Source organism: Methanobacterium alcaliphilum, from assembly GCF_023227715.1.
GTDB classification, from domain to species: Archaea; Methanobacteriota; Methanobacteria; order Methanobacteriales; family Methanobacteriaceae; genus Methanobacterium_E; species Methanobacterium_E alcaliphilum.
Window position 1 is genome coordinate 52,208 of the sequence record NZ_JALKIF010000001.1, and the last position, 18,245, is coordinate 70,452.

General features: G+C 34.2%; 20 protein-coding genes. 9 read left to right on the forward strand and 11 right to left on the reverse strand.

Going from position 1 to position 18,245, the window contains the following annotated elements:
* Positions 1-16: 16 nt before the first annotated feature.
* The 11 genes from atwA to MXE27_RS00305 form a co-directional block, all read right to left on the reverse strand.
* Positions 17-1,612 carry a methyl coenzyme M reductase system, component A2 gene (atwA, locus tag MXE27_RS00255; protein WP_248610389.1) on the reverse strand — a complete coding sequence of 532 codons (1,596 nt, stop codon included), beginning with the start codon at positions 1,610-1,612 and terminating at the stop codon, positions 17-19.
* Positions 1,613-1,883: 271 nt separating this feature from the next.
* The gene (locus MXE27_RS00260; RefSeq protein ID WP_248610390.1) at positions 1,884-2,594 is read right to left on the reverse strand and encodes an MJ0144 family RNA dihydrouridine synthase-like protein; all 711 of its coding nucleotides are present in this window, start codon (positions 2,592-2,594) and stop codon (positions 1,884-1,886) included.
* A gap of 160 nt (positions 2,595-2,754) precedes the next feature.
* Positions 2,755-3,510, reverse strand: coding sequence for a GTP cyclohydrolase III (locus tag MXE27_RS00265; RefSeq protein WP_248610391.1), 756 nt, complete (start codon positions 3,508-3,510; stop codon positions 2,755-2,757).
* Positions 3,507-4,412, reverse strand: coding sequence for a 2-phospho-L-lactate transferase (gene cofD / locus MXE27_RS00270; RefSeq protein WP_248610392.1), 906 nt, complete (start codon positions 4,410-4,412; stop codon positions 3,507-3,509). The genes MXE27_RS00265 and cofD overlap by 4 nt, the downstream gene beginning before the upstream one ends.
* A 47-nt stretch (positions 4,413-4,459) precedes the next feature.
* Positions 4,460-5,233, reverse strand: coding sequence for a coenzyme F420-0:L-glutamate ligase (locus MXE27_RS00275; protein WP_248610393.1), 774 nt, complete (start codon positions 5,231-5,233; stop codon positions 4,460-4,462).
* A gap of 45 nt (positions 5,234-5,278) precedes the next feature.
* A complete protein-coding gene (locus tag MXE27_RS00280; RefSeq protein WP_248610394.1) occupies positions 5,279-5,881 on the reverse strand; it encodes an IMP cyclohydrolase in 603 nt (200 codons plus the stop codon).
* 36 nt (positions 5,882-5,917) lie between these two features.
* Positions 5,918-6,310 (reverse strand): ExbD/TolR family protein, encoded by a 393-nt coding sequence (locus tag MXE27_RS00285; RefSeq protein WP_248610395.1) that lies wholly within the window; start codon positions 6,308-6,310, stop codon positions 5,918-5,920.
* A 26-nt stretch (positions 6,311-6,336) separates the two neighbouring features.
* On the reverse strand, positions 6,337-7,176 hold the full coding sequence (locus MXE27_RS00290; RefSeq protein ID WP_248610396.1) for a MotA/TolQ/ExbB proton channel family protein: 840 nt from the start codon (positions 7,174-7,176) through the stop codon (positions 6,337-6,339).
* A gap of 164 nt (positions 7,177-7,340) precedes the next feature.
* Positions 7,341-7,970 (reverse strand): ribonuclease HII, encoded by a 630-nt coding sequence (gene rnhB, locus MXE27_RS00295; RefSeq protein ID WP_248610397.1) that lies wholly within the window; start codon positions 7,968-7,970, stop codon positions 7,341-7,343.
* A gap of 163 nt (positions 7,971-8,133) precedes the next feature.
* Positions 8,134-9,210: a rod shape-determining protein gene (locus MXE27_RS00300; RefSeq protein WP_248610398.1), complete on the reverse strand. Its 1,077-nt coding sequence runs from the start codon at positions 9,208-9,210 to the stop codon at positions 8,134-8,136.
* 1 nt (position 9,211) lies between these two features.
* Entirely contained in the window at positions 9,212-9,841 is a 630-nt protein-coding gene (locus tag MXE27_RS00305; RefSeq protein WP_248610399.1) for a hypothetical protein, read from the reverse strand.
* A gap of 599 nt (positions 9,842-10,440) precedes the next feature.
* On the opposite strand from MXE27_RS00305, the gene MXE27_RS00310 reads away from it, so the two are divergent.
* From MXE27_RS00310 to MXE27_RS00350, 9 genes are all read left to right on the forward strand, one after another.
* Positions 10,441-11,118 carry an archaetidylserine decarboxylase gene (locus MXE27_RS00310; RefSeq protein ID WP_248610400.1) on the forward strand — a complete coding sequence of 226 codons (678 nt, stop codon included), beginning with the start codon at positions 10,441-10,443 and terminating at the stop codon, positions 11,116-11,118.
* A 153-nt stretch (positions 11,119-11,271) separates the two neighbouring features.
* Positions 11,272-12,000: an archaetidylserine synthase gene (locus tag MXE27_RS00315; protein WP_248610401.1), complete on the forward strand. Its 729-nt coding sequence runs from the start codon at positions 11,272-11,274 to the stop codon at positions 11,998-12,000.
* Positions 11,990-13,369: a DUF515 domain-containing protein gene (locus MXE27_RS00320; RefSeq protein WP_248610402.1), complete on the forward strand. Its 1,380-nt coding sequence runs from the start codon at positions 11,990-11,992 to the stop codon at positions 13,367-13,369. Before MXE27_RS00315 ends, MXE27_RS00320 begins: the two co-directional genes overlap by 11 nt.
* 66 nt (positions 13,370-13,435) lie before the next feature.
* The gene (locus MXE27_RS00325) at positions 13,436-14,359 is read left to right on the forward strand and encodes a hypothetical protein (RefSeq protein ID WP_248610403.1); all 924 of its coding nucleotides are present in this window, start codon (positions 13,436-13,438) and stop codon (positions 14,357-14,359) included.
* A 227-nt stretch (positions 14,360-14,586) separates the two neighbouring features.
* Complete coding sequence (locus MXE27_RS00330) at positions 14,587-15,315, forward strand: class E sortase (RefSeq protein ID WP_248610404.1); 729 nt, start codon at positions 14,587-14,589, stop codon at positions 15,313-15,315.
* 79 nt (positions 15,316-15,394) lie between these two features.
* Entirely contained in the window at positions 15,395-15,790 is a 396-nt protein-coding gene (locus tag MXE27_RS00335) for a dihydroneopterin aldolase family protein (protein ID WP_248610405.1), read from the forward strand.
* A gap of 181 nt (positions 15,791-15,971) precedes the next feature.
* Positions 15,972-16,175: a 4Fe-4S dicluster domain-containing protein gene (locus MXE27_RS00340; protein WP_248610406.1), complete on the forward strand. Its 204-nt coding sequence runs from the start codon at positions 15,972-15,974 to the stop codon at positions 16,173-16,175.
* Positions 16,168-17,295 (forward strand): 2-oxoacid:acceptor oxidoreductase subunit alpha, encoded by a 1,128-nt coding sequence (locus tag MXE27_RS00345; RefSeq protein WP_248610407.1) that lies wholly within the window; start codon positions 16,168-16,170, stop codon positions 17,293-17,295. Before MXE27_RS00340 ends, MXE27_RS00345 begins: the two co-directional genes overlap by 8 nt.
* Before the next feature lie 71 nt (positions 17,296-17,366).
* Entirely contained in the window at positions 17,367-18,230 is an 864-nt protein-coding gene (locus MXE27_RS00350) for a 2-oxoacid:ferredoxin oxidoreductase subunit beta (RefSeq protein WP_248610408.1), read from the forward strand.
* Positions 18,231-18,245: the final 15 nt, after the last annotated feature.

Genomic DNA, 18,245 nt, shown 5'->3' on the forward strand with positions numbered 1-18,245 from the left:
TAAAATATTAATTAATTTAATCCTCCGTAAGCATCTTTTCTTTTTCATGAGGAGTCAGTTCTTCAACAATCGCCTTTGGATCTCCAATCTTGAGTATTTTACCGCCTCTCATTAAAGCTGCCTTATCACAGACATCTAAAACAAAGTCCATGTCGTGAGAAATAATCAGGAAAGTTTGATTTAATTCTTCTCGAGCATTAATAATAGAATCTGTAACCTGTACTCGAGTAATGGGATCCATAGTACCAGTGGGTTCATCCAGGATTATTATATTAGGCTCTTTAATTAAAACTTGAGCTAAAGCAACCCTGTGTCTTTCCCCTCCACTTAATTCGTCTGGGCTTTTAGTTAGAATATTCATAGCATAATCTTCATCGAATCCCACAGCTTTTAAAACATAAACTGCTTTCATTTTCGCGAATTCTGCAGGCAGTTCCAGACTAATGGCCTCAGTTAAATTTCCAAGCACGTTCCTGTGCGGATATAAACTATATTCTTGATGAAGAATTCCTAAATAGGGCATAACTCTTCCCCTTCCAAGAGGGCCTCTTTCAGTCATATCAATCCAGTTATCTCCTAATTTGACCTCAATTTCACCACTGCTTGGTTCAGTTAGTCCGAATAAAATACGTGAGAGAGTGGTTTTGCCGGCCCCACTTAGACCTACCACTCCAAAGATTTCTCCTTCGTCAACAGTGAGGTTAATTCCATCTACTGCTTTAACAACCCCTCTTTCAATGGAATAATAATGTTTTTTGACATCTTTCATTTCAATAATGGGTCCGCCCACTTTAAATTCAGCTCTTTTTTCAGGAAGAGGTACTTTGGCCATGAATTTTGCGACGACTTCATCAGGGTCTCCTTCCTCAATCACTTCACCTTTTTCTAGCCAGATAACATAGTTCGATAATTTTTTCATTACTTCTGGCCAATGGGAAGTAATGACCATAGTAATATTCCTATCTTTTACCCCTTCTAAGAGAGCTTGGTGGATTAATTCTGCAGTTTTAGGGTCTAATGTACCTGTAGGTTCATCCGCTAAAAATAACATGGGATTTTTAGCCATCTGCCGAGCTAAAACAACCCTCTGCTTTTCACCACCACTTAAATCCCGGGCAATGTGAGTAATACGATGACTCATTTGAGTCATTTCTAACAGTTCTAAAGCTATGTAAGTACTTTCTTCATAATCAACATCAGCCATAGATTTTATTATATTATCAATAACCGTATCATCTTCATAAAGAGCAAAAGTTCTCTGTAGCATTATTGCTATTCTTCGCTTGATTGCTGCAAAATCTTGCCGATTAGAATTCCAAAAATCAATTTCCTGAATTTCAAATTTAGAGCCACACCCGCAGCTTTTGTCGGCATAAGATGGAGGTTCAACCCGATTACAATCTGGACATATTGCCACCCTATAAATAATTCTACCATGATCCGGTTTGTATTCTTTCATTCCCCGGAGCATGTTTATGAGAACAGATTTTCCAGATCCACTTCTACCCAATATACCGAGAACACTGCCCTCATTTATAGTTATGTTTAAATTTTTTAAAACATCCACATCATTGAACGTCTTTGTAACGTTTTCCAATACTATAAACGACATGTAACCACCTTTTGAAGAAATCGTGATAAATAATAATGATCTTTTCTTAAAGCTTGGATCAATTCTGCTGCCAAAACTTTAAGTCAATTTATATTTAATGATAATATCTATTAAAAGTTTGTCTTATTACTTAAGGAGAAATTGTTTTTTCTAATTTTATATTTATTTTTACTGAAAACAGGATTAAAGAAATTTAAATTGTGCCAGTTTTAAGACCTATTTGATTTTAAAAAATTTCAAAAATATTTTTTCATCTGAAAGCCAACAGGGATCATATTTTTGACAAATCAAAGTTAATTTTTCCACTTATTGCTGCTCTGGCAATGGATACTCCACAAGCACCGGATTCAAACATTTTTTTTGCAGATTCTATATCCACAATGGAATTATTTCCAATTAAAAAAATATCCGTGGCCTTGCTTATGTTTTTTATTACTTCAAAATCTGCACAGTTAAAGCCTGGTTTCATAGCATCAACATGAATATAATCACATTTTGCACGTTCTAATGCTTTTGCAACTTCAATTTCATTTACCCCACCAACATTAGCCCTTATTTTTACCGAAACTTTTGCAGATGCATTATCCACCACATACCCTACAAAATCTTCTAAATAATCAATATCATTCAAAAGATCCTGTCCACAACCAATTTCAGTAATCTCTTTTTGTCTGCAGTGTGCATTAATTTCTACGACATCAATATCTTTAATTTTAGAAATTTCAACGATTGGTTCTGGATTTAAGGCCCTTAAATTGATAGAAACCAAACCATTCCAGTTTTTCTTTAGGGTATTAGCTTGATTTTCAATTAATTCAAATAATATCTCTTCACCCACATCAAATTCATTTCTTCCTCTTTCAATGATTTGTTTTCCAGCTTTAATAGTGGATTTATCCGCATTATAACCGCCTAATGTTACCATGTCAAAACCATAGGGGATTAGTTTTAAGCAAAATTGAGCATCACTTATTCCGGCCATGGGAGCTAATACTTTAATAAAATCACTCTCTTAAAATTTAAAGATGGAATATTAAAAATAAAAATAAGGAAATTAATGAATTACAGGGTTATTAAAGCAATAATCAACAGTTATCAGAACAGAAAAAAACCCTGAATAAACCATCTAATCTCACAATTAGTTATTCTTTCATTACATGAACTAAATCATATGCAAAACCGTCACGTATTTCTTCTAATGCCAAATCCGCTAAATTAGCAGCTTTTTCAGCAGTAGGAGCTTTCCCAACACCTGCTTTTAACGCCACATTTATTTCTTCTTCAATTTCTTCTATGATTTTAAGAAGACCTTGCGGTTCAAGTCCATTACAAGGTGACATGAAATTGTCTCCACCTATAAAGAATAATAAAGATCCTTTTTCAATTAATTTCTTCATTAAGAAGTGCTGCACACGATTTACAATGAAAGACGTATCATAAGCAGGAATAATATCGGTCAATGATTCAGTAATGCCATTAATATCAATGTGTGCTATTTGTACAAAGCTGTCTTCTTTGTTAACCAACCCATCAATGGCTAAAACTTCATTTCTTTCATCAGATTGGGCTCCACCATAAGTTTGAAGAGCGGTGGTAGCATTACGCTGAGCATCATATGGCGTTTCTGCTGCACCCACACCCATACTTACTGTAATTGGATACCTATTCCTGATTGATCTTTGAATTCGGAGATGATCCTCCACATCAACGTTATTTGTAACTGCAAGCATATTATCAAAGCGAGTGAAGAAAACTAACCCTTGCTTTGCGGCAAACTGTCTTTGCAAATCAGCGTATAGCTCTGCTTGTAAAATCTGAAGATCTGACTCGGTCCTGGGAGTTGGAGTAACTGTCCATGGGCCGTAATTGTCAATTTGAATTAGAGTCATTTGTATCATACTATTTCACCCAATACTGTTCTGGCTAACATAACTTTATCCCCAATGTTTCGCATCTTGGTGTTTGTTATTGTAACATCTTTAATTAGTTTTTCTATTTTTGTTTCTAAATCTGAATCAACACTATCTATTATAAATCTATCTAAAAATTTGGAGTACATATCACAAACACCTAAAGCTGAAACTTCGTGACCGCAAGCTTGCATGAATTTTGCTGCTGGGCCACTAACTGGACTATTTCCAATTATAGGAGAAACACCTACAACATGCACTTTTTTGAGTGCTTTTTCAACACCTTTAATAGATATTATTGGACCTATAGATGTAATGGGATTTGAAGGTCCGATTACTACGGTTTCTGAATTTTCTATAATGTTCAGCATATCCGGTGCCGGTTCAACCTCATTATAAACCACATCGTCCACAGGTACTTTACCTTGTTCCTTAATTAGAAACTGATGAAAACTCATTTCACCCTTAGGGGTCATGATTTTAATAGTTGACTGTTGATTACTCATTGGAATAATTCTGGCTTTAATATCCATTTGTTTTCGCTGAATATCAACTACTTGAGATAAAGGATAATTTTTTAAGAGGATCGTTTTCTGTATTTTAAGTGCCCTATCTTTATCTCCAATTCTTAAAAGCTCAGGACAGCCCAATTCTTTAAGTTTTTCATGAGTTATGAAAGTATCATCTTTTATTCCATACCATGTCTCCAGATTAATAAGATCACTCAGAGTATATAACACAGTATCAATATCTGGTGTAACATAAACTCCTGAAAAATAATCATTTTCCAATGTATTAACAATAATATTTAAATTAGACTCATCAATAATTTCTTTAATTCCTTGAATTAATTTAGGAGTTCCTGTTCCCCCAGAAAGTATAGTAATCATAATAGTCTTCCAGTGAATGAATAATTGTTATTTTTAATATATACTAATCATCTAAATGCATCAAATTTTTTAGGTCTGATTAAAGATTTAATCCCATTACTTCTTTCTTTTGAATCCTCTTTTAATAATTCAAAACTATTGTAACCCCGTACAATGACTACTGGTATTCCCTCATCAGCCTGACCCATTATAAGTGATGCAGAAGCAGCTAATTCATCAGCAACAGCAATTTTAGTAGTTTGGAGTTTGCGGCCATACAAATCAATTTCTCCTTTGCGATCCCAAATCGCTTTTATCCCTGAGACACCCACTGCTACACCTACTGCACCATCTCGAAAGGGCCTTCCCTGAGTATCAGAAATAATGACTGCAATTTCTTTACCCGTTTTTTCAGTTATTTTTTCTTTTATTGATTTGGCACTAGCATCAGGGTTAGTAGGCATAGGGGTAGCCATACCCTCAGATACATTTGATTCGTCAATTCCCGCATTGGCACAAACAAAACCATGCCTGGTTTCGCAAACAATAAAATCATGACCAACCTTCACAATTTCATTTGATTGATCTAAAATAGCCTCAACTAGTTGAGGGTCTTTACCTGTTTTTAAAGCCAGGTCTTCTGCCTTTTGACTTGGAATAATAGATTTTAAATCTATAAAATTTCCCTCTATTTTAGATATAGCCGTTTCTGCAATTACCAAGATATCCCCATTTTCTATAGTTATATCTTGAATTTGAGCCGACTCAAGTATTAACTCACTTAAATCATCATCATGTTTTAATAGGGGAATTTTATTGAGACCCAGTAATTGAATATGCATTTAAACACCAAATATTGCTAAAAAATAATTAGTATAATTTATTAATTAAATCGAAAATATTTCCCAATTAGCCCCTGCAAATGCCGCTGCTGATGTAACAGGATTAGTAAATTCTTTAAATTTTCCCTGATCCATTATGAATTGAGCAGCGCCCTGCGCATCTTCTGCATTGAACTTAACTTCATTTGGTTTTATGTGTTCATAAGTGGAGATATAATAAGATTTTCCTGCAGGAACTTTTTCTACAATTACATTTTCATGAGTAATGATCCCAATATAAGCTTCACCATCTTTAGTTACAGCACCTGCAATGCGCGGAGTATTGAAATCATCTTTCTCATAGTCCATGGCAATTAAAGAAAGCGCAATTGCATCTCGAATATTCATTCCTACTGATATTTTATCTGCTATAACATCAGTATGTGAACCATTAGACACCACAGCAATATCTTCAACTATTTTTATGCAGTTGTACGCAATGTAAGGGTTTTCAAAGACATCTTTCTCGTGTCCTTCTTTAGGGATAATAGCCACACTATTTTCAAATGACTTAGCCATCCTGTTGGGAAAAGATCTGCTTGAAACCCTATAAGCCGCAAAAGAACCATTTTCATTACTTCCTACTGATAACATTCTACCTAAATACATGTTTACACCTTGAAAAATTTTAAACAATTATTCCTATTATGTGGGTGCCTTGACTGCTTTATCTACTGCCATATCCGGTGGTGCGGTAATAATAATTAAACCCTGTTTTGGCTTTATAATTATTTCTCCCTCATCAATTACCCTGGTATGAACTGCTATGGCATTATTTCGAATATACTGCGACATGTCAACACCATTTACTGTCACTTTTTTTAGTCCCGCCACTGGAATTTGATAGTACTCCGATGGGCCTGAACTTTCAACCTGTTCTGGTTTACCCGATGTAGCAGATTCATCTGCAACTTGAAAACTGCTGGTCACAATTACAAATATTAATAATGTGAAAAGAATGTCAATGAAAGGAACCATATTAAAACGGGGATTATTATCCTTTAGTTTTTTTCGGTACTTGTTTACATCCATAGCCATATTAAAACCCTTTTTTATTTTTTTATTTACTGTTTGAGTTTACTTTCCACAATTTCTGAGCTGGCATTACATTTCTCTAAAATAATATTGTTAATACTCTTTTCCAGCATACTCGGTTTAAAGGCTACCCAAATATTAGCATCAGGTTCATTAATCTCCTTAACATTAACAATTCCCTCAGATTCAAGAAGAGCCTCCATAGCATTGGAAACATCAGTATCAACTTTTATTTTCATTACAGCATATCCCCAATTAGTCATTTTCTTGGCTAGCTCAATCTTATCCATCTCTTTGTCTATGCGTACCAATATATGTGAATAAAAAGGCATTAAAATAATGGCAACTGCCAGACCAACAATTGTAGTAATTAAAGCAGCGTATATCCCCTCAGCCATGGCTGCAGCATTACCTCCAATCCCCATAGCTTTAAATGTATACCAAATACCAATTACCGTACCGATAAGACCAAGCAAAGGAGCTATCTCAATAATTGTCTTAAGAGTATCCAGACCTTTAGTCATGCTACTCATTTCAACAATGAAAACCCGTTCCATTGCATCTTCCACTTCAGATTTATTTCTATATCCTATTTTAAGGGCTTCAGAAATTATTCTGGAAACAGGATTTTGATACTGGTTTATGGATTTCAGTGCTTCTAAAGAACCTCCTCTTTCCATAGCTTCATTAACTGCCCCAATTATTTGAGGGGTGCTTACTTTTGATATTTTTCGCAAATAATGGATCTTTTCAAAGGAGCTGATTAAACCATAAATTCCGATTATGGTTATGATATATGTTATAATCCCTCCGTTCTTGAACATCTCCAAGATAGTGCCAAATGCATTAGTAAAAAAGTCTAAAATCATATTATCCTCTTTGATTTAATTAAATTGTAGGAAATTGTTCCCTGAGTTTTATTGTAAATTGATTTGTAAATGGATTATTTAAAAATAGTGATTTCATATTAGTGATTTGAATTAATATTTTTTGAAAATAAAATACAAGAGTCATTTGAACAAGAATAAAGATCTTATTTTTTATTTTTAAGTTTTTCTACTGTTGCCCATGATTTTCTAACACAATCTGGCATTTCATCATATTCAAAATTTTGTAAAAATGCCTTTGTGCGAGGATCACTGGGATAGCCAGATCCAATTTCGCCTATTTTTCTAAATTTTCTTGCTAGTTTTTCTATTTCCAAATCTCTTTCAACTTTAGCAACTATTGATGCAGCAGCCACTGGAAGGTATTTATCATCAGCACCGTGCTCCGATTTAACTGATATTCCCTCCCCAATTACATCCTGCACCTCACGTTTTAAACGATCAGGATCAACATCTACAGAATCAATAATTACCGAATCAGGTTGTGCCATATTTATTACTTTAATCATGGCAATCTTTTCTATTTCATTAAGATTGACATCTCTAGCCCGGAGGTTATCAATATCCCTGGCAGTAATTTTTACAATATGACAATCTGCAATCTTTTGTATTTTTCTGGAGAGTACATTCCGTCTTTTAGGAGTGAGTTTTTTAGAATCTTTAATCCCCATTCTCTCCATAATATCTAACTTGTCTTCAGGTATAGCTGCTCCACAAACCACTAACGGCCCTAAAACCGGGCCTCTTCCTGCTTCATCAATACCAAGTATTATCATAGAATCAGTCGTTTTGTTTTTAAATAAATTAAAAAATCATCTTTATTTAATTTGGATTTAATCCCCCATATATAATGGTTGTAAAAAAGATGATTAACAAATATTGTTCATAATAATTCAAAATTAAAATTAAAAAAAGAGATAATTGATTGAAAAAATCAAATTATTTCATTGCTTTTAATCGAACTTCAGGCTCCAGAGCACGAGGTTCTGCAGCAACAATAGCTGCGCCTTTTGCTACCACAGTCATAGGGTCATCTGATATATCAACAGGTATACCTACTTCTTCAAATATTCTTTCTTTAAGGCCTTTTAATTGAGAAGTTCCACCTACTACCACAGTTTTATTGTAAACACCAGAAATCAGTTCAGGGGATAATCTTTCTAGAACTAAAGCAAGTGCTTCTATAATCTTTACAACTATAGGCTCTGCAGCATTAGCAACCATGACTGAGTCAAGCTCTATTTCTTTTGGTTTATTGGTTTTCATGCACTTACCAATAACATGTGTTTTTTCATTTTCCATATCCACATCACAGTGAACCATTCCAACGGCAATTTTGGCTTTTTCTGCTTCGTGAATTCCTATCTCTACTTCATATTTTTGTTTAACCTGATCCACTATATTATCATCAATATCATCGCCACCCCAACGGATGGTTTGAATATCAGTGATTCCACCCAGGGAAATTACAACCAAATCACTGGAACCTGCACCTATATCAATAACCATAGTTCCAGAAGCTTCAGCAATAGGCAAACCTGCACCAATTGCTGCTGCTAAACCCTCGCTTATAACCAGAACATAGCTTGCGCCTGCTTTTTTTCCAATTTCTTCTACTGCGTTGCGTTCTACTTCCGAAGCATCTCCAGGAATACCAATGACAATCCTATCAATACTGGAAGTATCTTCAGCAGACCCCATTTCCATAGAATACACCAAAAGTGCTTCAGCTTGAGCTACACTTTCAATGACTCCCTTTCTTAATGGCCTAACAGCAATTATATCTTCAGGAGTTCGCCCTAACATGGATTTTGCTTCTTCACCAACAGCCAACACATATGAAGGATCGTCTTTTTTTACAGCCACTACAGATGGAATTTTAAATAAATCAAATTTATCTCCGGATGGTTTAGCAACTACTGTGTTTAAAGTACCTAAATCAATACCTAAAGTGTTAGTAAGTCCTTTTTTACGTTCTACTTTTTTATCATCGTTCTTTTTTCCAAATCCAAACATGTTATTCATCCTCTAAAATTTTATTAAATTCTACCACGAATACTTTGTTATCATTAGCCACTTGCTTGATTTTCTCAATATCTTCCCCTGGAACAGATATAAGAATAGTGGATAAAATTACATCCGTCATTTTAAATAATGGATCAACTATTTTGCGTACGAATTGAGGTAAACGATCCGTTAAATAAACATCGGTTTCAATAAATCCAGTGGTTTTATCTTCCAGAATAAAAGAAAATTTAATATTTGCTTTTTCAGCATCACCTGCAAGTTTCTTAATTGAAGTATCTGGTGCAACCAGTAAAAGCAAATTAGGTTCTTTTTCAACATAATATGGGGCTATCTTAATATAGGAACCACCATTTTCTTTACATATTAAACTTAATTCTCTTATTTTATGAGTATCCCCATAAAGCATTATAAAATCAAACTTTTTCCTTACATAAGACTCTTTTAAATTTACATGTTCTCGAAACAGTATTTTCACCCGTTCCTTAGAAGAAATTGCAGCATAAGCTACATTATTAACCATTTCTTCGTTTCCTGCAATTACACACCATATTTTATCAGAACTTTGGGTGGTGGAAACTTGTGCTGCTTTTCGGAGAACTTTAATCTTACTTTCTATCATTACTACCACGTCTTAGGTTCATGGTAATGGATCATTGAATAATATTTCATTATGACTTACTTTACTATCTAGAGACTATTTTAATCATTGTCTTTTGATTTAATAAAAGTCTCTCTCCAGCCATGAAGATTTATTTATACTGGATTAAATATTCAATAATGGTTTATATATACTTTCGTTAGGATCGTACTTTGATATGTACTACACATATCTTAGTTAAATATTATTCAATTTACAATTCTGAAAATAATTGTAAATACCTTAGAACAAAACTGCAATTTATATATAATCAAATAAATTTCATTATAAACCCAATTATTAAATTAAATACAATCCAGATAAATTGATAAATTGCAAATATACTATAACAGATTTTATATTATAAATACTTGATTATATCCTAACTTTTTAGATATTATTTACAGTGAAAACATATATAATAAATATTCACAATGATGAAGAGTATTAAAAATATGCAGGATATTGTATTAAAAATCATATGTAAACAAACATAATTCAATCTAAAAAAAGTGCATTAGCATTAATTAATCTATCAATAATTATTCGTAAACTTCCTAGTTTTAAAATGGTGATATTAAATGTTCGTAAAAGGGACCACAAAAAAAGTCAGTATTCTACTTACCATTTCTATTCTGCCTTTCTTATTAGGTTACTCCATAATCACATTCATCTTATTTACTTTTATTGCATTCTTTCTGCAATTTTTTAGAGACCCTAAACGTAGAGTCCCTATTGGAGAAGATATTGTAGTTGCCCCTGCAGATGGTAGACTTTTAACCGGAAAAATAGACAAAATTAAAGTTGTTACTTCAGAAGATCCTTTGATGGAATATTTACTGGAAGAAGGTGAAGAAGGAGTTTTAATCAGTACATTCATGTCGCCCTTTGATGTGCATGTTAATAGGGCGCCTGTTGCAGGTGAAGTGATATTTTCAAAATATTGCCCAGGCAAATTTAAAATTGCTAAAGGGAATGTATTGACTGAAAATGAGAAGAATTTAATAGTTATTTCCACAAAATATGGGAAAGTCGGCGTCATTCAAATTGCAGGGTTTGTAGCCCGAAGGATTGTGCAGTATGTGGATATAGGTGATGAGGTAAAGATTGGAAGTAAGTTAGGAATGATCAGATTTGGTTCCAGGGTTGATTTAATAATTCCAAAAAAGAATTTCCAATTAAATGTAGAGGTTGGAGGCAGACCTAAAGCCGGGGAAACTATTATGGCCCAATTCAAATCAGACCCCCTTGATGAATAATTATTTTAATAATTACTTAAAATCAATTTACATGAAAAGTATTATTAATGATACTTATTAAATTATAAGTAATTATAAGCCATTGAAACAATAAAAATTTTATAATATTCGTTACTGTTGACACAGATATATTAAAAAGAGCGGGATAAAAAAATGAGTTCGAATAATCTCAGTATACTTGATTTTATTTCTATTCCAGATTTATTTTCTATTTTAAATGCTTCATTCGGATTTTTGGCAATAGTTATGGTAATAAATGGTGAATTAATACTTGCCGCACAATTTATGTTAATTTCAGTTATATTTGATTCCATTGATGGATGGGTGGCACGCAAGACAAATAGAAATGATGAATGTGGATTTGGAAAAAATATAGATTCATTATGTGATGTGATATCCTTTGGTGTTGCGCCGGGAATATTTTTGTATTTTGCCACTTTAACTCAAGATATACGATACATTAATATATTAGTAAGTCTCCTAATAGTAATATGTGGTATACTGAGGCTCTCTAGGTTTAATGTGATTTCAGATATTGGAACTATCAAAGACAAATTTGTTGGTTTACCCATACCTACAACTGCTGTAGTTCTATCATCATTTTATCTAAGCGGCTTCTTCACAAAAGATATTTCAATAATTATCATGGGAACGATATCGATATTAATGATAAGCACTATTGAGTATCCTAAAATTAAGAATGTGAAAATCGCTAGCATTGCATTAATATTAATACTAATGGTCTGCTTGCCTCAGAACATCCAAATATCCATAATGAATATACCTGCTAAGGCATTATTCATCTTAAGTATAATTTACTTAATATTTACGCCTTTTATGGCCTTATTCACAAATCTAAAAAGTGGTCCACATGTTAGATAAGTTGAAAGGTAGTAAGAAGAAAGATAAAGACACCCCTCCAGATTTGAGAAAAGGTGACGAGAAAGAGTCATCTGACGTGGGAGGTAAGATCAAAGATCTGGTAGGGAAAATGTCTGGAAATAAAGGGGATAAAAAAGGTTTATCTGCATCACCAGGTGATTCCAAAAAAGAACCTAAAAAGATGCCACGGCCTATGCCTAAACCTCGAATTAAACCTAAGACTGTAGACAAAGCTAAATTGAAACCGAGGACATCTGCCCCTCCTAAAAAACCAGGCAGTGGAATTGGTGGTGGCTTTGGTAGAAGAGTCCCAGATGATGATCAAAAAACCCTGATTGGTGCAGCTGTTTTTGGTATTATATTGATTATATTAGTTGCCTCAGGATATTATTTCCTGGTTTATGCACCATATCAAGAAGATTTGCAGAGTGCTAAGGATCAAAAGATTACTGAAGTAAATGCTTACTATAAAGGTTCTTTAGCTGTTGATTCTGAGAGGCAAACACTTCTAGATGAAATCAATAATGGAGTTACAAGAGAAGAAGTATTAGCCATAGATGTTATTGGTCCTGCTACCAAGGCATGGCGAGTATATCAGAACCAGCAAATAAATACAAAGAAAGATCGTTTTGGTAGGGTTATGGTTGTTTATTCGACAGATACGCAATCTTCAACAGATACCAGTGATCAATCAACAATTTCACAGAAAAATGTTATCTTAAAAGTTTCTGAAGCTCAAAAATTTGTTAACCAATCTGATGCAACTGTATTAGCCAATATGGAAATACAGACCCCAGACACTGTTGCTGTGCCTATAATGATTTCAAGGTTACAAGCCGCAGGTGGTTTAATCAGCGTGGGAAACAGCGTTGATGTATATCTTAAACAGGCCCCTGCAGAAAGCACAGGAAACAACACAACAGAACAGCAACCCACTACAACTTCACAGTCAAACACACCAGATATTAGTGGTGCAACAGTATTAGCCATTCTCAGAGCAAAAGACAGTGGTACGATTGATGCTAACCTCATCAATTCTCAGAAATACACACTTGATTCATTAACATCCCAAAGTGAAAGGGCACAGACATCATCCACCGATGTGGAACAGTTACTAAGAGCCGCTGCTTCAGGAGGATTTAATGAAGCTGAAACAACAGCACTGCTCCAAAATTATGGAATAAAATTGTCTGACTACGAAAGAGCATCTAATCTGGGAGAATTGGATGCACAGTACCTGGTTCTCTTAGAAGTGCCAAGGGAAAATGTATTATTCCTCATACAAAATATGGACAGTGTAATGCTTACCGTGCCAACACAGCAAGCACCTACATGGATGATACAGGAACTTCGAAAAATATATGGTTGATAAAATCAACCAAAACTTTTTTATTTTTTTATTTATATATTATTATTAACTACGGGGGTCAATGATATGAAACTCATAGACAAAATATGCTTAATAGCAATAGTAATGATAATTTTTGGAGGAGTAGCATCTGCAGCACAAGTTTGGGTTAGTGAAGATCCAGCTTACACTGCAGTTAAGTATTCCGGTTTAACTGCCACCATAAAGGTTACCATAAAAAACACAGCAGACCATGTCCAATATTTTAAAATGAGCCAGGCTTATCAGGGTAGTCTAGCAGACGGAGAATATATCTATTGGAAAATAGCTTGGGCCGATCCAAAAGCTGTTAGAATGATTAAATCGAGATATGGTGAACTTGGTGGAGATTACGGATGGAAGATTCCGGCAAAATCCACTAAGACCGTGTGTTTTAAATTGTATGCCACCGGTAGAATGGGTAGTATCCCAGTGTACATCGTAAAACAAGATTCAGATAATGCAACTTATTGGCCGCTGATTAATGAACCCGGACTTATGGCTTCATGGTTCTCTCCAAGCGAATTAGAACTCTTAAACCCGACTTTAGATATTAAGAAATGGAAAGGTCATTTTACATTCAATTTAGTTAAAAATGATTCATTTGATGAGAAGATAGAAGGGTTAGTGAGAGCACCAATAGTTCCGGTCAACTCAAAATTAACTTACAGCAGCCCCAAAGCATTTGTTGACAAAGGAACTGCTGTTGATGCAAATATAGCAACATGGGATGTTGTTTGGGCTGCAGGAAGCAGTTCTTCAAAACACTTTGAATATACATATACCTGGCCAACATCCACATCTGGTGCACCACCAACATCCAGTGCTTATTCCAAAAGCATTAGTGGTAGTTCCAAATCCAGTTCATCATCAGTTCCAACAAAACAAACTGGAGTTCCTTATGGGCTATTAGTTGTAGGGGCATTGGTTACTGCTGCAGGAGTCGGTTACGCTAAATTCATGCGTAAATAAACTCCTTATTTTTTTTATTTTTATTAAAAAATACTAATTTTAAATTCCTTAACTATAAATACTATTATTAATCTAAGAGAATAATGTAATAAGTCATGGTGCTATTAATATACAAAGATTCACAATTAAGAATTAATTATACATTGAATTCTAAAACCTAATTAATTACAAGTAATAAATTACCAATTGTATACAATAAATTCTAAAAAACAGACCCCGGCGTAACAATGAGAATATCGACTATTTTTATCATTTTAGGCATGCTGATAATATCCATGTATTGTTTAATAGATGTAAGTTATTATGCATCCCAGGTATCTGTTACAGAACATTATAACACATCTAATACTCCATTGGTGAATATTCCATCAATTGATGTTACTGAAAAAATCAACAACAAGTCAGTTTTTTATGGAGTCTATCACGAGCCAGAATCAAAAAAACCCAATAAAGGAACCGTAATCATATTTGGACATAGAACCATGTATGGATCGCCATTTATGGAATTAGATAAACTTAAAGTCGGCCAAAAAATATACTTAGAATGGCCAGGTATTGGTAAAGCAGAATATGTTGTCTCCAAAACATTTATAGTTCCAGCATCATACAGAATATCAATAAAACAAGGCAAAAAACTCTTTTTAATCACATGCCACCCCTTAGGATCCTCCAGACAGCGTTTAATAGTAGAAAGTAATCTTACAAAAATATCCCCTCTATCAGAACAAGTTTATAAAGATAATCCTCAAAATTACTATGCTTTGCTAATCATAGTAGGATTTTTACTTAGTGGTTTGGTTTTAACCTATTTTTACCCAGTTCAGGAAGACAAAATCATATTATTAAGTGCAGTGATTGGATGCACCCTATTTTTAGTATTAGGTTATTTATTCCCTATACCCCCAGATTTTATTAGTTCCCAATTGTCCACTATAAACAATTTACTGGGAATTTGAAAGATTTAATATATTTAAAGTTTCAAAATTCTTCATTATAATAATAACAAAAATTCCAACAAGAGTGGTGGGTGATTAAATGAATGTAAATGAAAAAAATGGGGTTAATGAAAAATATTTTAGTAATCTTTCAAATAGAGAAAGGGCAATATTTGAAGGCGGAATAAGTATGGGTGCTTTATTCCATCAGTTTATAGGGACACCTGTAAGCTCAGCTACAGCCCACCAACTCGAAAAAACTATGGAAGATTCTCTTAAACTGCAACCATGTATAAGTGATGTTAAGGTTGAAATAAATCTGGAAAAATTGGGGGAATTGAATAGTGAATTTGACTATATTTCACTAAGTGGAGATATATTAAACGTACAAATTATATCAGAGTTTGATGAAGCCTATGTTTTAATTAAAATGGAATATATCAATGAATTAGAATATCCTTTGATGTATGTAGAAAAGATAAAAAGCAATGAGTAATCATCAAATACATCCCCACCTCAATAATCAATTATATTCAGTGACATAAGTTTATACTAGTTTTAAAATGTTCTATTAACAAATGCAAAAAAAATAAAATATATACTTATTTTTAAAAAAATTATTTAAATCTGAATAATCTAACTTATGGTATATATGGAAAAAAATGAGAAAGATTGGTATGATTAAATTAGACCCTCACTTATGCAAGGGATGCGACATATGTATGGAATTTTGTCCTAAAGGAGTCTATGAAAAATCAGAGACATCGGACAAAGGCGTGCGTATTCCTTTCCCTAAAAATCAAAAAAAATGCACAAAATGCAATTTATGCGCATTAATGTGTCCAGACCAAGCTATACAGGTGGATGAAACAGATGAGTGAAAAATATTTCATTCCGGGTAACGAAGGATGTGCTCGTGGAGCAATTAAGGCAGGTTGTAGGTTTTTTTCAGGCTATCCCATTACTCCCTCCACAGAAATAGCTGAAGATATGGCTCTCTTCCTTCCAAAAGAAGGAGGGGCTTTTATTCAAATGGAAGATGAAATAGGCGCTTTAGGTGCAGCTATTGGTGGAGTTTGGAGTGGTTTAAAAGCTATGACTGCCACATCAGGCCCCGGATTTTCATTAATGCAGGAACACATAGGTTATGCTACAATGACCGAAACTCCACTGGTTATTGTAAATGTTCAAAGAGGATCTCCTTCAACAGGACAGCCCACTATGGCAGCCCAAAGTGATATGATGCAGGCCAGATGGGGTTCACATGGAGATTATGAAATAATTGCATTGTCTCCATCATCAGTACAGGAATGTTTTGATTTTACAGTTCAGGCATTCAACTTAGCTGAAAAATATAGGGTTCCAGTTATAGTATTAAGCGATGAAATCGTAGGTCACATGAGGGAAAAAATCACTATTCCAGATAAAGTTCATATTGAACCACGTGAAATGCCCTCTGAATCCAAAGAAAATTTTTTACCCTATTATGCTGATCCTCACGGAACCGCCAAAATGCCTTCATTTGGAGATGGTTATAATTTACATGTAACTGGATTAACCCACGACGAGCGCGGTTATCCTGATGCATCAAATCCAACCAACCATTCTAAACTGGTAAAAAGGCTCTGTGATAAAATCCTTAAAAATAGAGACGAAATTATTAGTATTAAAAAAGAATTCTGTGACGACGCAGATATCATACTCATATCTTATGGGGCCCCATCTCGTTCCGTCGCAACAGCAGTAAAAAAGGCTAGAGATGAAGGAATAAAAGCTGGATACATCAAAATAGACACACCATGGCCCTTTCCGGACAAAGAAATAGAAATGGCAGCCCAAAGTGCTAAAAAATTAATAGTAGTGGAAATGAATTTAGGTCAGATGTTTTACGAAATCCAAAGAGTTGCTGCAGGGCAGGCCGAAGTATTATTAATGCCTAAAATTGGTGGAGAAATACATAAACCCCTTGAAATACTATCAAAAATCGAAAAAAGTATTTAATATCAAAAATAGGGAAATAACTATTTTATTTAAAAATATTAATAATAATATCACACTTAGGAGTTGTGGAAATGGAAGAAAAAAATGAAAGTCCTTTTATGAAATATTTGAGAAAGGATAGACTTCCCCACATTTTTTGTGCAGGATGCGGTAACGGTATAGTGCTAAATACCTTCTTTAAAGGTATGGAAATAGCGGAAATTGACTTTGAAAGTATAGCCATGGTATCTGGTATTGGATGTTCTTCAAGAATTCCAGGTTATGTCAAATGCGATTCCCTGCACACCACACACGGAAGACCCATATCATTTGCAACAGGTCTCAAATTGGGAAACCCCGACTTAAATGTAGTAGTGTTCTCTGGAGATGGAGATGCCGCTGCTATTGGTGGAAATCATCTTATTCATGGAGCTCGAAGGAATATCGACCTCACAGTTATTTGTATTAATAACAGCATATATGGAATGACCGGCGGGCAAATCAGCCCCACATCCCCACAGGGAAGTTATGGGACAACAGCACCATATGGAGCATTTGAAAGGCCTTTTGATCTTTCAGAGTTAGTAACTGCAGCAGGTGCCAGTTATGTGGCCAGATGGACAACATCACATGCATTACAATTAGCAAATTCCATAAAAAAGGGAATGCAAAATAAAGGCTTTTCATTTATTGAAGTAATTTCTCAGTGCCCTACTTATTATGGGCGAAAAAATAAAATGAAATCTCCTTTAGAAATGATGAGATGGATGAAAGAAAACAGCATCAATAAACGAAAAGCAGATAAAATGAGTGTTGAGGAATTGGAAGGAAAGATAATAGTTGGCGAATTTTCCAATCAGCCACAAAAAGAATATTCCCAAGAACTTTACAAATTAATTGAAGAAAAATATGGTAAAAAATCTGATGCCTTAAAATCAGCTTACCGTGCAGATTAAATATTCGAGATGATT

Coding starts and splice junctions, on each gene's coding strand:
- atwA (WP_248610389.1), bottom strand. CDS start 1,612: ATGTCGTTTATAGTATTGGAAAACGTTACAAAGACGTTCAATGATGTG.
- MXE27_RS00260 (WP_248610390.1), bottom strand. CDS start 2,594: ATGGCCGGAATAAGTGATGCTCAATTTTGCTTAAAACTAATCCCCTAT.
- MXE27_RS00265 (WP_248610391.1), bottom strand. CDS start 3,510: ATGATACAAATGACTCTAATTCAAATTGACAATTACGGCCCATGGACA.
- cofD (WP_248610392.1), bottom strand. CDS start 4,412: ATGATTACTATACTTTCTGGGGGAACAGGAACTCCTAAATTAATTCAA.
- MXE27_RS00275 (WP_248610393.1), bottom strand. CDS start 5,233: ATGCATATTCAATTACTGGGTCTCAATAAAATTCCCCTATTAAAACAT.
- MXE27_RS00280 (WP_248610394.1), bottom strand. CDS start 5,881: ATGTATTTAGGTAGAATGTTATCAGTAGGAAGTAATGAAAATGGTTCT.
- MXE27_RS00285 (WP_248610395.1), bottom strand. CDS start 6,310: ATGGCTATGGATGTAAACAAGTACCGAAAAAAACTAAAGGATAATAAT.
- MXE27_RS00290 (WP_248610396.1), bottom strand. CDS start 7,176: ATGATTTTAGACTTTTTTACTAATGCATTTGGCACTATCTTGGAGATG.
- rnhB (WP_248610397.1), bottom strand. CDS start 7,970: ATGATAATACTTGGTATTGATGAAGCAGGAAGAGGCCCGGTTTTAGGG.
- MXE27_RS00300 (WP_248610398.1), bottom strand. CDS start 9,210: ATGTTTGGATTTGGAAAAAAGAACGATGATAAAAAAGTAGAACGTAAA.
- MXE27_RS00305 (WP_248610399.1), bottom strand. CDS start 9,841: ATGATAGAAAGTAAGATTAAAGTTCTCCGAAAAGCAGCACAAGTTTCC.
- MXE27_RS00310 (WP_248610400.1), top strand. CDS start 10,441: ATGTTCGTAAAAGGGACCACAAAAAAAGTCAGTATTCTACTTACCATT.
- MXE27_RS00315 (WP_248610401.1), top strand. CDS start 11,272: ATGAGTTCGAATAATCTCAGTATACTTGATTTTATTTCTATTCCAGAT.
- MXE27_RS00320 (WP_248610402.1), top strand. CDS start 11,990: ATGTTAGATAAGTTGAAAGGTAGTAAGAAGAAAGATAAAGACACCCCT.
- MXE27_RS00325 (WP_248610403.1), top strand. CDS start 13,436: ATGAAACTCATAGACAAAATATGCTTAATAGCAATAGTAATGATAATT.
- MXE27_RS00330 (WP_248610404.1), top strand. CDS start 14,587: ATGAGAATATCGACTATTTTTATCATTTTAGGCATGCTGATAATATCC.
- MXE27_RS00335 (WP_248610405.1), top strand. CDS start 15,395: ATGAATGTAAATGAAAAAAATGGGGTTAATGAAAAATATTTTAGTAAT.
- MXE27_RS00340 (WP_248610406.1), top strand. CDS start 15,972: ATGATTAAATTAGACCCTCACTTATGCAAGGGATGCGACATATGTATG.
- MXE27_RS00345 (WP_248610407.1), top strand. CDS start 16,168: ATGAGTGAAAAATATTTCATTCCGGGTAACGAAGGATGTGCTCGTGGA.
- MXE27_RS00350 (WP_248610408.1), top strand. CDS start 17,367: ATGGAAGAAAAAAATGAAAGTCCTTTTATGAAATATTTGAGAAAGGAT.